Below are 12,262 nucleotides of genomic sequence, written 5' to 3'. Positions count from 1 at the left end.
GCCCTATTATTGATGGACGTTTCGCGGCGCCGCTATCCCGCTGGCGCCCGGCCTTTCCAGCCAATATGGACACCGGCATGTGGTTGCACGTCTCCTGTCAATTGAACTTCGAATTCGAGGTGCCTACCTCGTTTATCCTCATGTTGCGGCCTCGCAGTGGAGCACAGCAGTGGATTGCCCGTGAGGAGTACAACATCTCGCCGACCGTGCCGGTCACCGAGTTCACGGATGTCTACGGCAACCTCTGCCAGAGACTGGTGGCGCCCGCGGGGGCGTTCGCCATATCCACCGCGGCTGAGGTGAAGACCCCGGACTTGCTCGATTCTGCCCCCGGCGCGGCCTTTGTGGATGTGTGTAACCTGCCGGAAACCGTGCTGAACTACCTGTTGCCGAGCCGGTTTTGCGAGTCGGACCGCTTTGGCAGCATGGCGCTGGAACTCACTGCGGGATGCCTGCTGGGCTACGACCAGGTGGCGGCCATCGAGAACTGGCTGCGCGCCAACATTGAATACATTCCGGGCAGCAGCAGCGTGCCGATCTCGTCGATCGAGGTGAATGCGCGCCAGTCCGGCGTATGTCGCGACCTGGCGCACCTGGGCATCGCCCTGTGCCGGGCCCTGAGCATTCCGGCGCGGATGGTGGTGGGTTACCTGCACGGGTTGTATCCGATGGATATGCACGCCTGGTTCGAGGCGTTTGTCGGCGGGCGCTGGTATACCTTCGACGCGACCCAGAATAGCGAAAAGTGCGGTTATGTCGCCATTGGTTATGGCCGCGATGCGGCGGACGTCGCCCTCTACACCCAGTTTGGCCCCTCGGCGCCCCCCCTGCAGCAGGTGGTCAGCGTCAGCCGCCTCTGATACGCCTGGCGCAAGCGCTCAGGCGCCCTGGAAGTTGCGCACCGCCGACAGCAGCTGGCGGCAGGTAATCTGGCCCACCAGCTTGCCGTTTTCCACCACCGGGCGGCGGCGCTTGTTCTTGGCCAGCATGTCCTGGGCGACGTCGACGATGTCCTCGTCCGGGTGGGCCACCACCAGGTTGTCCCGCGCCATATGGTCGCGCACGGCACCGACACTGGTCTTGTTGTAGGTGGCGGTGAGCACGGCCCGCAGGCAGTCCATTTCCGAGAGTATGCCGACCAGGTTGCCCGCCTCGTCGACCACGCAGAGGCCGGAGATCTTGTTGTCGAGGATCATCTGCATGGCGGTCAGGAGATTGTCGTCCGGCTTGACCTTCACCGGATTGGGGATCATGTAATCGCGCAGGTTGACGGACTGGAGCATGGGGGCGCCCTCGAGGCAAAACGGCTGTACTCAGGAGTATAGCCCGACTTGGTTCCCGGTGAATTGTCCCTGCGCCGCCTCTGCCTGCCGGCTGGTTGCCGGCCCGAGGGAGGCCGGTGGAACAATTTTTTGCCGAAAAATGTTGACTGGTAGCGCGCTCAAGCGGTACTCGTGTAATCCCTGATCAGACCGGAATAATAAAAGGAGTCGCCGGATGTCAGTTCCCAGCACCGCCCTGGCGGGTTTGCTCGCCGGGCGAAAAATCATAGTGTCCGGCGGTGGCGGCAATGGCATCGGCAGCGCGGTGGTCAAACTGGCCGCGCAGGCCGGGGCCGCGGTGGTCGCCGTTGATGTCGATGCCGGCCGTCTCGACCCCGTGGTCAGCGAGTTGCGCGAACAGGGACTGCCAGTTACCGCCTGCGTTGCCGATGCGCTCAGCGATGCCGGCATCGAGGCCATCATGCACTGCGTGGCCCAGTGCCCCGGCGAGTTGCACGGGCTGGTCACCGTGGTGGGCGGCGCCCCACCGCCGACCTGGGGACCCGCCACCCGGCTGTCCCGCGAGCACTGGCACGCCCAGCTGCAACTCAACCTGGACTCCATGTTTTTTATCAGCCAGGCGGTGGCAGCCGAATTGCAGCGCGCCGGGCGGGGTGGGTCGATCGTGGCGATTTCCTCGATCAACGGCATGACCTCCTCCCCCTATAACGTGGGCTATGGCGCCGGCAAGGCGGCGATCCGCTCGGTGGTGGAAACCATGGCGCTGGAGCTGGCTACCTCGGGCGTCCGGGTCAACGCGGTGGCGCCCGGCCCGGTGATGACGCCGACCGCGAACCTGTCCACCGACCCCCAGCGCCTGCGCCGGGGCATCCCGATGGGTCGCTATGGCGAGCCGGCGGAGATCGCCGGGCCGGTGCTGTTCCTGCTGTCCGACCTCGCCAGTTTCATGACCGGCCAGTGCCTGATTGCCGACGGCGGCTGCAACATCAAGTGGTGTCACCTCACCGATGACAATATGCCCATGTTCCTGAAAGAGGAATCGGTGCGCAGCGCGATGAACTTCGAGCGGAGCTGAACGATGAGTGAGCACCGCAGCGTTGATAGCGCCCGCCTGACGCAATTGCTGGACCGGCAGGAGATACTCGACTGCCTCTACCGCATCAGCCGGGCCATCGACCGCTTCGACCGGGAGCAATTCCTGTCCGCCTATCACACTGATGCCGTGATCGATGCCGGCAGCCTGGTAGGCCCGCCGGGCGAGGTCTATGACAAGGGCGCGGAACTGCACGAGCACGGGCAGCTGTCCACGCTGCACAACCTGCTGAATCACTACTGCGAGATCGATGGCGACAGCGCGCACACAGAGACCTACTTTTTCTATCACGGCCTCAACCGCGACGGTTCCAACTGGGTGGGCGGCGGTCGCTACCTCGACCGCCTGGAACGCCGCGAGGGCCTGTGGAAGGTAGCTTTTCGCTACACCATCATGGAGTGGTCGGGCGCTGTCGAAGGCAGCCAGGTGCCGCTGTTCCAGAATATTCCCGACCTGCAGGCCAATGGCAGGCCCAGCCGTACGCCGGACGATCCCTCGTATACCCGGCCACTGATTAACCGCCGTGCAATGAGTGCCCCGGTCGATGTACGGAACCTGAGCCGGCCGAAAAGCAGCTGACTTCTACCCACTTAACGATAACGACAGCAACCGGAGAAGTAGTCACCGTGGTCCACCCTGACAATGCCTGCGCGCCATCCGCCACCCCCCTGCAATCCCTCTCCTCGGTCCGTCACTGGTGGGTGGTCCTGCTGTGTTCGCTGGTCTGCATGCTCGATGGCTATGACGTACTGGTGGCGCCGGTGAGCGTGCCGTTGCTGGTGGACGACTGGGGTCTGGAGGCGGCGGCCTTCACCCCGGCGCTGGCGGCCACGGTGCTGGGTATGGCGCTGGGGGCGGTGTTCCTGGCGCCCATGGGGGATCGCTACGGACGCAAGCCGGTGCTGCTGGCGAGCTTCGCGGTGGTCGGCGTCGCCAGCCTGGGTTCGCCGCTGTCATCCAGCGTTCTCGAGCTGACCGGGTTCCGCTTTGTCACCGGGCTGGGCATGGGCGCCAGTATCACCAACGCCCTGGCGCTGGCCTCCGAGGTGGCGCGGCCGCAGTGGCGCACGCGGATCACCATCTGCGTGTATTCGATGTCCGCGGTGGGCAGTATCATCGGCGGCTTCCTGGCCCCGGCGGTGATCGAGCACTACGCCTGGCAGGGGCTCTACTACGCCGGCGGCCTGGTGCCTTTGTTGCTGTTGCCGCTGCTGTGGCAGGGCCTGCCGGGCAGTGTCTTCCCCCGCCAGGTGCCCGGTGCGGCCGGCCGGCCGCTCGCCGGTGGCGTGCTGCACAACATCTTCCAGTTGCTGGCGCTGCGCTATCGCTACACCACGCTGCTGCTCTGGCTGCTGTATTTCGTCTGCCTGTTTTCCATGTACGTGGTGTCGAGCTGGCTGCCCACGCTGATGCGGATGTACGGCTGGCCGATCGCCGAGTCGGTGCGCGGCATCATGTACTTCAGTTTTGGCGGGGTGGTCGGCGGTTTCGTCATCGGCTGGCTGGTGGACAGGCAGCATACCGGCCTGGCGCTCTACAGCGGTTTTGTCGTCGCCGGGGCCGGGGCGATCGGGCTCACCGTGGCGCCGCCCGAGGTGCTGCTGTGGATGACCCTGATCGCCCTGATCGGCGCCGGTGTGATCGGCGTCTCCTACGCCATCGCCGCGCTGGCGGCGGCCATCTACCCGGCGGAGCTGCGCGCCGGCGGGATCGGTGCGGCCAGCGCCATGGGCCGCCTCGGCGCCACCCTGGCCCCGGTCTACGGCGGCTGGATGATCGCCGCGGGCGCTTCCGCGGTGGAGATATTTGGCAGCCTGCTGCTGTTCGCCGTGGTGGGCCTGGTTGCCGTGTTCCTGTTCAGCCGCCGGCAGTGGGGTCAGCAGCCGTTCTTGCAGGACTGATGCGCAGGCGGGGATGGTAGCTTATGATAGTATTTACTATCATAAAGTGAGGGCCTTCCCGGGCCCCTGAACTGACGGAGAGAAACATGCCATACAAGTTGAACCGGCCGGCGGCGGATTTCGACAGTGGGAACGGGGTCCTGTGCCTGGAGCATTTCCAGATGGCCTACGTCACCACCGATATCGAACGGGCCGGGCGCCTGTTCCGCGAGCGGCTGGGCATCCGCGAATTCACCCGACTGGAGGGGGAGACCCCGGACGGCGGGTTTATCAAGGCGGACTTCGCCTGGGTGGGTTCGATCATGTATGAGTTGATCGAGCCACAGGGGCCGGGATCGGAGATCTTTTCCGACCGCCTGCCCAGGACCGAGGAATTTGTATTGAAACACCACCACCTCGGTTACCTGGTACAGAGCCAGGCCCAGTGGGACGCCCTGCTCGCCAATGCGGAAAACAACCAGCTGCGCATCGCCTCGCACAGCAGCAACCCGCTGGTGGAAGTGTGTTTCGTCGAGGTCCCGGGGCTGGAACACTATCTCGAATACCTGTTTGCCAGCGAGCTCGGGATGAATTTCTTCGACAGCGTCGCGAGGACCTGAGCACGTGAATGCTATCGGACCACTGGCGGACTACCTCGCCGACCTCGAACGGGCGGTGGATGAGATCGCCAACACCTGGCGGCCGGAGGATCCCGCTTATCGCGCGGACGTCTACCGCCAGATCATGATGCAGTTCTCCTATGGCTATTTCGCCTTCTTCCACGCGACGCCGGAGCATCCCGACTGGGCGCCCCTGTGGAACCCGGTCTACACCCTGCAGCCCAACCCGGACGACATCTACCTCTACGCGCCGGTCAGTACTGACTACCGCTACCGGGTGAGCGGTTCCCGCGGCACGGTGAAGATGCTGGCCTTCAACACCCAGGCAGCGCTGCCGGGCCTGCCCGGCGAAATCGACACCACCGGCAAATGCTACGCGGACCTCGATGATCGCGATCTCCAGATCGACGCCGACGGTGAATTCGAGATTCTGCTCAGCGCGCAGCGCCCCGAGGGTTACGGCGGCAACTGGCTGCAGATCAGGCCGGGGGCCTCGGTGCTGATGGTGCGCCAGCGCAGCTACGACTGGCTGCACGAGATCGACGCCAACCTGGCGATCGAGTGCCTCGACCCGGTGCCGCCAAAACCGCGGCTGTCGCCGCAGGACATCCTCCTGCGCATCCGCCAGATGGCGGCGATGCCGGCTGCGGCGATGGGCCTGTTCTACCAGATGCAGAACCAGATCCGGGCCACCGCGGGCGTCAACGTCTTCCAGCCCGCCCCGCTGGGTGGCGCCCTGTCCAAACAGGTCTACCTGCCAGCGGTGTTCGAGTTCGATGCGGATGAGGCGCTGATCCTAGAAACGGACGTGCCCGAGGTGCGCCCCTACTGGAACTTCCAGCTCAACGACCCCTATTTCAACGCGGTTGAATACGTCTACCGCCTCTCCAGCACCAACGGGCATTTTGCGCAGCTGGATGCGGACGGCAGGTTTCGCGCGGTGATTTCCCTGCAGGACCCGGGGGTGCCCAACTGGCTGGACCCCGCGGGCTACACCGAGGGCACGATCTACGGCCGCTGGTACGACTGCGACAGCTGTCCGACACCGACCCTGAAGCGGGTGAAATTTGCCGAACTGCGCCAGTACCTGCCGACGGATACGCCGGTGGTCAGCCCGGAGGCAAGGGCCGGGGAGCTGCGCCGCCGGGTACGCGGTTGCCAGCGCCGCCGGCGCTGGTAATCAGCTGCCGCAGCACACGTGCACCTTGGTCTCGTCATTGGGACCGCGCAGGGTATCGAACATGGCGGGCAGTGCGTCGAGGCCGATTTCGTTGCTGACGATGACCTTGGGGTCGCAGTGACCCTTGTCCATCTGGTCGGCGATGTAGAGAAACTCGCCCATCGTGTAGCCCACGGAAAACTGGATCGAAGCGCATTTGTAGGAGGCCAGGGCGGGAATTACCGTGTCCGGCGCGGTGCAAAAACCCAGCGAAATGATCCGGCCGAACTGCGCGGCGTGCATCACCGCCTTGTGCAACAGGCCCTCGGCGCCGACGCATTCGAAGACGATGGCCGGCGGGGCGCCCAGCGCTTCGATGACCTCGCCGATTTCGTTGTCGCCGTAGGCGATGAACTGGTCGGCGCCCATGGCCAGCGACAGGTCCCTGCGCCGCGCCGAGCGCGACATGGCGACAATCCGCCCGGCGCCCAGTCGCCGCGCCCAGTAGATCGCGTACAGCGCCACCGTGCCGCCGCCGAGCACCAGCACTGGCTCGCCGGATTTGATCTGCGCCAGTTGCGCGCCGTAGAGGCTGATCGCCAGCGGTTCGATCAGCGCGCCGTCCGCCGCGGAGAGTACCGAGGGCAGGCGGGTGGCGACGCTGACCGGTACCCGCGCCAGTTCCGCGAAGCCGTGCATCGCCGAGCCCAGCCGCGACTGGCAGAGGATGGTGTTGCCGTGGCTGCGGCAGGCGTGGCATTCGCCGCAGGCCACCGAGGGCTGCACCGCGACGCGTTCGCCGACCCGGTAGCCGCTGACCTGGCTGCCCAGCGCGATGATCTCGCCCGCGTACTCGTGGCCAAACTGCACGCCGCTGCCGTAGTCCCACTGGCCGCCCTTGGTCATGGTCAGGTCGGTGCCGCAGATGCCGCAGCGCTCGACCTTGATAATGACCTCGCCGGGACCCGGCTCCGGGTCGGGCAGGGTTTCGATGGCGATGGCCCTGCCGTCGCCGGGGTAGATTGCCGCTTTCATCGGAATACCTCTTTCATTTGTTATGTTCAGCGAGATCGAAGCGCTGGATATAGTCCCCGAAGGGCTCCCGCGCCTCGGCCTCGCTCATGCCGTAGTCGGCGATATCGTAGCGGTGGACGCCGTGCTGCAGCTCGGGCTTTTCCTCGATCCGCCGGGCGAACGCCGCGCGGGTGTTGTCGGGAATGTCCATGCCGATGAAACTGTAGATCGTATCCAGCACCGCCATCGGCTGCGCGTGGAAGTCCGCGTGCACGATATCCAGCACCTGTCCCGGGTACTGTTCGCGAACCCGCTCCGCCTTGCGCACGGCGTGGGCCCACTTGGCCACCTCCCGGCGCAGCATTACCTCGCCGCGCAGTTGCGGGTCGCCGCTCTCCATGATCGGGTAGAGCTGCATCAGCAGGGAGACCAGCGAGGGTACCGCCTTCGCCGGGTCGCGGTGGGTCTGGATGACCCTGGCGTCGGGGAATACCGCGAACAGCAGGTCGAGGTGCTCGATATGCCCGGGGTTTTTCAACAGCCAGCGTTTGTGTGGTTCGCTGCTGCCGATAAGTTGCACGCAGCGACGGTAATAGTCGTAGGCGGCGACCTCGTCCTGGCACTGCCACCAGGCGTCGTAGCTGGGGGCCGACCAGCCGCAACTCCAGATGTTGGAGACGAAGGACTGGCGCAGCAGCATGCAGCACTCGTGTACTTCCTCCGCGGCGATGTGGTGGGCGGCGCGCTTCTGCGGCGCCGCCGCGTAGCGTGCCTCGATGCTGGCGACGCTTTTCTGGAACTCCGGGTAATCCCCCCAGGCAGCCACCGGCGGTCGCGGCATCGGGGAATCCAGCAACCAGGTCTGCAGGCCCTGGAAGCGCGGGTCCACCGCCAGCAGGCGGTGCAGGGCGGTGGTGCCGGTGCGCGGTACGCCGGTTATGACCACCGGGCTGGTGATCGGCGTGGTGTCAAAGCCGGGGTTTTCCGCCATCGCCCGGAAGGCCTGGGCGCGGCCCCTGAGCACGCCCACCACCATGCCCCAGGCCACGCGGCGTCCCTGTTCGGAGAACTGCGGGTCGTAGTCCATCGACTGCAGCAAAGCCTTCAGGCCGGGCAGGTAGTCGCCGGGGCCGAAGTCGTCGCTGCCCACTTCGCGGGCGACGGTGGCGTGCAACTGGTCCAGGGTGTGGCGGAAGCTGGCGGGCGGGTCATAGGAGAGGTCCATGGTCGCTCAGTCCAGCTCGATGCCGCCCAGCGACGGCCCGCCGTTCACCGCGACGGTCTGCCCGGTGATGTAGGACGCAGCGTCGCTGGCGAAGAAGACGATCATGTTGGCGATCTCGTCCGGGGTGCCGGGGTGGCCGAGGGGAATGCCCGCGCCCATGGCCTTCTCGTCCAGGCCCGCCGCCTCCCAGGCTGCGGCGGCGCGGGGCGAGGCAATCATCCCCGCGGCCACGCAGTTGGCGCGGATGCCGTGGCGCCCCCACTCGGCGGCGGTCACCGTGGTGAACATCTGCAGGGCCGACTTGGCGGCGGAGTAGTGGGCGCCGCCCTTGACCCCGGTAATCCCCGCATTGGAGGAGATATTGACGATGGCACCGCACTTGCGCGCGATCATGTGGCGTCCCGCCTCGCGGGTGGCGACGTAGGCCGAGCGGGTGTTCAGTTCGAAGATCGAATCCCAGCCGCGGGAGGGAATGTTTTCCAGCGGCCCCATGCGGGTGCCGCCGGCGTTGTTGATGAGGATGTCGACCTGGCCGAATTCATCGACCGTGCGCTGCACCAGGTGGACCACCGCCGCCTCGTTTTTGACATCCGTGGGCACCGCGAGGCAGCGGCTCCCGCTTGCTTCGGCAATGCGCTGCGCCGCGGCCTCCAGTTCCTCCGCGGTGCGGCTGGCGATCACCACGCTGGCGCCGAGCCGCGCCAGCTGCAGGGCGGTGGCGTAGCCGATGCCGGTGGCGCCGCCGGTGACAATGGCGACCTTGCCGCCGAAATCCAGTTGTTCGCTGATCATTACCATCTCCTCCGGCGCTGGCAGGCGCGCACCCGCAGGCGCAGTTCTTCGGCGCGTTCTTCTGCTGTGACCACCGGTGTATCCGCCGGCAGGTGTTCGCGCAGTTGTGCAAGTTTGACCCGGGTCAGTGTCGGCAAGGGTTCGCTGTCGCAGTCGTACCAGCGGCCGTAGATGCCGCCCTCGGTGTAGCCCGCGGGGTCCAGCCAGTTGGGCACGCCGGGATCCTCCAGTGAAATCACCGCGCGGAACTTGCCGTCGGAACTCACTTTGGCGAAGTGGCCGTTGGTGCTGGAGAGCCGGTAGACATACTCCAGGGCGTTGAAATAAGGGTCGTTGAGCTGGATGTTCCAGTAGGGGCGTCGCGCCGGCAGCTCGGTCTCGATGATCAGCGCCTCGTCGGGCTCGAACTGGAAGCAGGCCGGCCAGTAGGTCTGCTTGACCAGCGCGCCGGGATAGCGGATGGGTTCGAAGACGTTGAAACCGACCCGCTCCTTCACGCCGTTCTGCATGGCGTAGTAGAGCTTGGTCTTGCGCGCGGGAAATTTCGCCATCTCGCGGATGCGCTCGAGAATCTCGTCCGGGGAGAGCCGCGGCTTCGGCGGCACCGGGTCGAGGCACTCGATGGACAGGGTCGGGTCAACCTCGTTCAGCCAGTCGTAGCTGCGAAAGCGCACCATCATGCCGCCGGCCTCCGGGTCGATGGGCGCCCATTTGCCGGTGTAGCCCGCGGGGCGCGCGGCGCTGAAAATGACTTCGAAGTCCTCGCCCAATGCCAGGCCGAGGTCGCTGCAGTCCACCTCGTTGTGGCCGCTGGGCTGGGGCATCTGGTCGACGGTGCCGGAGAGCACTTTCTGGGTGGTGAAAGACAGAATCTTGCAGGTGCCGCGGTTGCCGGAAACCCGGTAGCTGAGGTCGCCGCGAATCGGCGACTGCAGGTAGATGTCGTCGGGATTGGGCTGCAGGGTGTACACCGGGTTCCACAGGGGCGCCCAGTCGGGGTGCTCGGCATCGGCGTGGAAGTAGGCGAAATAGGCATAGGAGAGGCTGGTCATGGTCTGCCGGTAGACGTCCGCGCGGTAGGCGGGATCCTCCGGGCGCCAGGTATTGTCCAGGTTGTCGACGGCTCTCTGCAGGTCCTGCAGGTAGCCGAGAATATTATTGTCTGTCGTCATGGCTGCTCGGGTTCCGTTAAGCGGGGCGCGTTCCGCCGCACTCCGGGTGAAGGGGCTGGCTCAGGTGACACGCGATTCGAGGATGGCTGGCGCGCCTGCGTCCAGCCAAAGATAGTGTACGCTATCTATGTAATTGCGGCCAAGCCCCGCAATTGCCGGCCGGGCACGGTCGGCGCCTCAGGGCCGCATCGAGGCCCCGCCGTCCACGCTGATCACCTGGCCGGTAATAAACGCCCCGTCCTCGGACAGCAGCAGCGCCGCCATCGCCGCGATATCCTCGGGTTTGCCGAGGCGCGTGACCGGCAGGCCCTGCAGGACTTTTTCGCCGTAGTCGGCACCGACAGCGGCCTCCGCCGCAGGGTGCATGATCAGCCCCGGTGCGATCACGTTGCTGCGCACCCCCTGCTTGCCCCAGCGGCTGGCCACGTGGCGAGCCAGGGCGTGGATACTGCTCTTGATCATCGAGTAGGCGGGGCGGCTGTCCAGCCCGGCGTAGGCGGAACCGGAACTGGTGTAGAGCAGGCCCCCGCCACCGCGGGCGACCAGCGCCGGCACCGCGTGGCGGGTGCAGAGAAAATAGCCGCGCATGTTGACCGCGGTCATGGCGTCGTAATCCGCCATATCCATGGCCACTGCGTCCGTGTCGCCCGCCGCGCGGGAGCTGTCCAGGGCATTGACGTGGAAACCGTCGAGGCCACCGTAGAGCCGTGTCGCGGCGGCGACAAAGTGCTGCACGCTGGTTTCATCGCCGATATCCAGGGTCATGGGGGTGGCGATCCCGCCCGCCTCGGCGATCTCGACGGCGGTCTGCTGCGCGGCGGGGAAATTGATGTCGCCGACCAGGACGGCGGCGCCCTCACTGGCGAGGCGTTTTGCCACACTGCTGCCGATACCACCGGAGCCGCCGGCAATGGCGATGACTTTCCCTTCAAAGCGATTGAGCATACTGGTTCCTCGCGACATGACCGGGGAGCGGGCGCCCCGGTGCCGTTCAAGGGCCTGGTCAGGGACCGGCCCGCTTATTGTTATTGTGCCGCCGGACAGGTCAGGCGAGACTGAACCCGGCCTTGTCCAGGGCGTCGGCCACCTTATCAAGGTAGTCCAGGTGGGCGTCGGCGGTGGTGAAACCCATGCCCATGGTATTGATGGCGGCATGGGTCCCGCCCGCCTCCTGCCAGCGGCACACCGTGTCCGCTACCTCCCGGGCCGATTTTGCCCTGAGCATGTTGCACTGGAAACCGAAGTCCGCGCCGTCGCGCTGTTCAGCCTGTAACAGAGACTGCAGGCGCGGCAACTGCTCAAAGGCGTCAGCGGCGCCATCGGCGAAGATAAACCCGTCGGCGATTTTCGCGGCCCGCTGCAGGGCGATATCGACAAAGCCGCCCATGTAGACGGGAATCTGCCGCCGCGGCCGGGGCAGCAGCGCGGCGCGGTCGATGCGGTCGAACTCGCCGTGGAAGTCCACCAGGGGTTCGCGCCACAACTGGCGCAGCAGGGCCACCTGTTCGCCCACCCGTTTGCCGCGGGTGCTGAAGTCCTGGCCGAGGGCGGAGTATTCGACATAGTTCCAGCCGATGCCGACACCCAGGCGAAAGCGCTCGCCGGAGAGCAGGTCGAGGTCCGCCGCCTGGCGGGCGACCAGCGCGGTCTGCCGCTGGGGCAGGATCAGGATGCCGGTGACGAATTCGATCCGCTCGGTGATCCCGGCGAGGTAGGCAAACATCACGAAGGGGTCGTGGAAGGGGTCGTGTTCGTTGTAGGGGCCCTGCAGCGGGGGCTCGCGGTCGTGGCTGGCGCCGAGTACGTGGTCGTAGGCGACCAGGGCATCGAAGCCCATGGCCTCGCTGGCGAGCCCGATCAGGCGCACGGCCTGCGGGTCGCCGCGGAGTTCTTTTTGTGGATAGATGACACCGATTTGCATACTGGAAACACCGTTGTGCGCTTTAATTGGACTATCGCCAGCATAGCAGTTCCCGGCGACGGTATGCCCTGTCCAGAAGCGAAGTGATCCCCGGAGGGACGCC

Annotated in this window: 13 protein-coding genes; 6 read left to right on the top strand and 7 right to left on the bottom strand. The window is 65.9% G+C overall.

All coding sequences use genetic code 11. From position 1 onward, the window contains the following. Nucleotides 1-77 precede the first annotated feature (77 nt). Complete coding sequence (locus ACNKU3_RS13285) at nt 78-860, top strand: transglutaminase domain-containing protein (protein ID WP_418259960.1); 783 nt, start codon at nt 78-80, stop codon at nt 858-860. Between the two features lie 18 nt (nt 861-878). Here the strand turns inward: ACNKU3_RS13285 and ACNKU3_RS13280 are convergent, their stop codons facing one another. Continuing rightward, complete coding sequence (locus tag ACNKU3_RS13280) at nt 879-1,283, bottom strand: CBS domain-containing protein (RefSeq protein WP_418259959.1); 405 nt, start codon at nt 1,281-1,283, stop codon at nt 879-881. A gap of 214 nt (nt 1,284-1,497) precedes the next feature. On the opposite strand from ACNKU3_RS13280, the gene ACNKU3_RS13275 reads away from it, so the two are divergent. From ACNKU3_RS13275 to ACNKU3_RS13255, 5 genes are all read left to right on the top strand, one after another. Next, nucleotides 1,498-2,358: an SDR family NAD(P)-dependent oxidoreductase gene (locus ACNKU3_RS13275; RefSeq protein WP_418259958.1), complete on the top strand. Its 861-nt coding sequence runs from the start codon at nt 1,498-1,500 to the stop codon at nt 2,356-2,358. A gap of 3 nt (nt 2,359-2,361) precedes the next feature. After that, complete coding sequence (locus ACNKU3_RS13270; protein ID WP_418259957.1) at nt 2,362-2,955, top strand: nuclear transport factor 2 family protein; 594 nt, start codon at nt 2,362-2,364, stop codon at nt 2,953-2,955. A gap of 47 nt (nt 2,956-3,002) precedes the next feature. After that, nucleotides 3,003-4,277, top strand: a complete 1,275-nt coding sequence (locus ACNKU3_RS13265) for an MFS transporter (RefSeq protein ID WP_418259956.1) — start codon at nt 3,003-3,005, stop codon at nt 4,275-4,277. 86 nt (nt 4,278-4,363) lie between these two features. Next, nucleotides 4,364-4,876, top strand: a complete 513-nt coding sequence (locus ACNKU3_RS13260; RefSeq protein WP_418259955.1) for a VOC family protein — start codon at nt 4,364-4,366, stop codon at nt 4,874-4,876. Nucleotides 4,877-4,880: 4 nt separating this feature from the next. Beyond that, on the top strand, nt 4,881-6,056 hold the full coding sequence (locus tag ACNKU3_RS13255; protein ID WP_418259954.1) for a DUF1214 domain-containing protein: 1,176 nt from the start codon (nt 4,881-4,883) through the stop codon (nt 6,054-6,056). Here ACNKU3_RS13255 and ACNKU3_RS13250 read toward each other — a convergent pair whose 3' ends face one another. The 6 genes from ACNKU3_RS13250 to ACNKU3_RS13225 all read right to left on the bottom strand — a co-directional run bounded on the left by ACNKU3_RS13250 (nt 6,057) and on the right by ACNKU3_RS13225 (nt 12,159). Continuing rightward, a complete protein-coding gene (locus ACNKU3_RS13250; protein WP_418259953.1) occupies nt 6,057-7,070 on the bottom strand; it encodes an alcohol dehydrogenase catalytic domain-containing protein in 1,014 nt (337 codons plus the stop codon). A gap of 13 nt (nt 7,071-7,083) precedes the next feature. Continuing rightward, on the bottom strand, nt 7,084-8,274 hold the full coding sequence (locus tag ACNKU3_RS13245; protein ID WP_418259952.1) for a sulfotransferase family protein: 1,191 nt from the start codon (nt 8,272-8,274) through the stop codon (nt 7,084-7,086). 6 nt (nt 8,275-8,280) lie between these two features. After that, nucleotides 8,281-9,066 carry an SDR family NAD(P)-dependent oxidoreductase gene (locus tag ACNKU3_RS13240; protein WP_418259951.1) on the bottom strand — a complete coding sequence of 262 codons (786 nt, stop codon included), beginning with the start codon at nt 9,064-9,066 and terminating at the stop codon, nt 8,281-8,283. After that, complete coding sequence (locus ACNKU3_RS13235; protein WP_418259950.1) at nt 9,066-10,238, bottom strand: hypothetical protein; 1,173 nt, start codon at nt 10,236-10,238, stop codon at nt 9,066-9,068. Before ACNKU3_RS13235 ends, ACNKU3_RS13240 begins: the two co-directional genes overlap by 1 nt. A gap of 177 nt (nt 10,239-10,415) precedes the next feature. Next, nucleotides 10,416-11,183, bottom strand: a complete 768-nt coding sequence (locus tag ACNKU3_RS13230; protein WP_418259949.1) for an SDR family NAD(P)-dependent oxidoreductase — start codon at nt 11,181-11,183, stop codon at nt 10,416-10,418. 100 nt (nt 11,184-11,283) lie between these two features. Beyond that, nucleotides 11,284-12,159 (bottom strand): LLM class F420-dependent oxidoreductase, encoded by an 876-nt coding sequence (locus ACNKU3_RS13225; protein WP_418259948.1) that lies wholly within the window; start codon nt 12,157-12,159, stop codon nt 11,284-11,286. Nucleotides 12,160-12,262 lie beyond the last annotated feature (103 nt).

The sequence above is a fragment of the Haliea sp. E17 genome (genome assembly GCF_048323675.1).
Taxonomy (GTDB): Bacteria; Pseudomonadota; Gammaproteobacteria; order Pseudomonadales; family Halieaceae; genus Mangrovimicrobium.
Note: the sequence above shows the minus strand (reverse complement) of the source record. Positions and strands in the feature narration are given on the sequence as shown.

Coding starts and splice junctions, on each gene's coding strand:
- ACNKU3_RS13285 (WP_418259960.1), top strand. CDS start 78: ATGTGGTTGCACGTCTCCTGTCAATTGAACTTCGAATTCGAGGTGCCT.
- ACNKU3_RS13280 (WP_418259959.1), bottom strand. CDS start 1,283: ATGCTCCAGTCCGTCAACCTGCGCGATTACATGATCCCCAATCCGGTG.
- ACNKU3_RS13275 (WP_418259958.1), top strand. CDS start 1,498: ATGTCAGTTCCCAGCACCGCCCTGGCGGGTTTGCTCGCCGGGCGAAAA.
- ACNKU3_RS13270 (WP_418259957.1), top strand. CDS start 2,362: ATGAGTGAGCACCGCAGCGTTGATAGCGCCCGCCTGACGCAATTGCTG.
- ACNKU3_RS13260 (WP_418259955.1), top strand. CDS start 4,364: ATGCCATACAAGTTGAACCGGCCGGCGGCGGATTTCGACAGTGGGAAC.
- ACNKU3_RS13250 (WP_418259953.1), bottom strand. CDS start 7,070: ATGAAAGCGGCAATCTACCCCGGCGACGGCAGGGCCATCGCCATCGAA.
- ACNKU3_RS13245 (WP_418259952.1), bottom strand. CDS start 8,274: ATGGACCTCTCCTATGACCCGCCCGCCAGCTTCCGCCACACCCTGGAC.
- ACNKU3_RS13240 (WP_418259951.1), bottom strand. CDS start 9,066: ATGATCAGCGAACAACTGGATTTCGGCGGCAAGGTCGCCATTGTCACC.
- ACNKU3_RS13235 (WP_418259950.1), bottom strand. CDS start 10,238: ATGACGACAGACAATAATATTCTCGGCTACCTGCAGGACCTGCAGAGA.
- ACNKU3_RS13230 (WP_418259949.1), bottom strand. CDS start 11,183: ATGCTCAATCGCTTTGAAGGGAAAGTCATCGCCATTGCCGGCGGCTCC.
- ACNKU3_RS13225 (WP_418259948.1), bottom strand. CDS start 12,159: ATGCAAATCGGTGTCATCTATCCACAAAAAGAACTCCGCGGCGACCCG.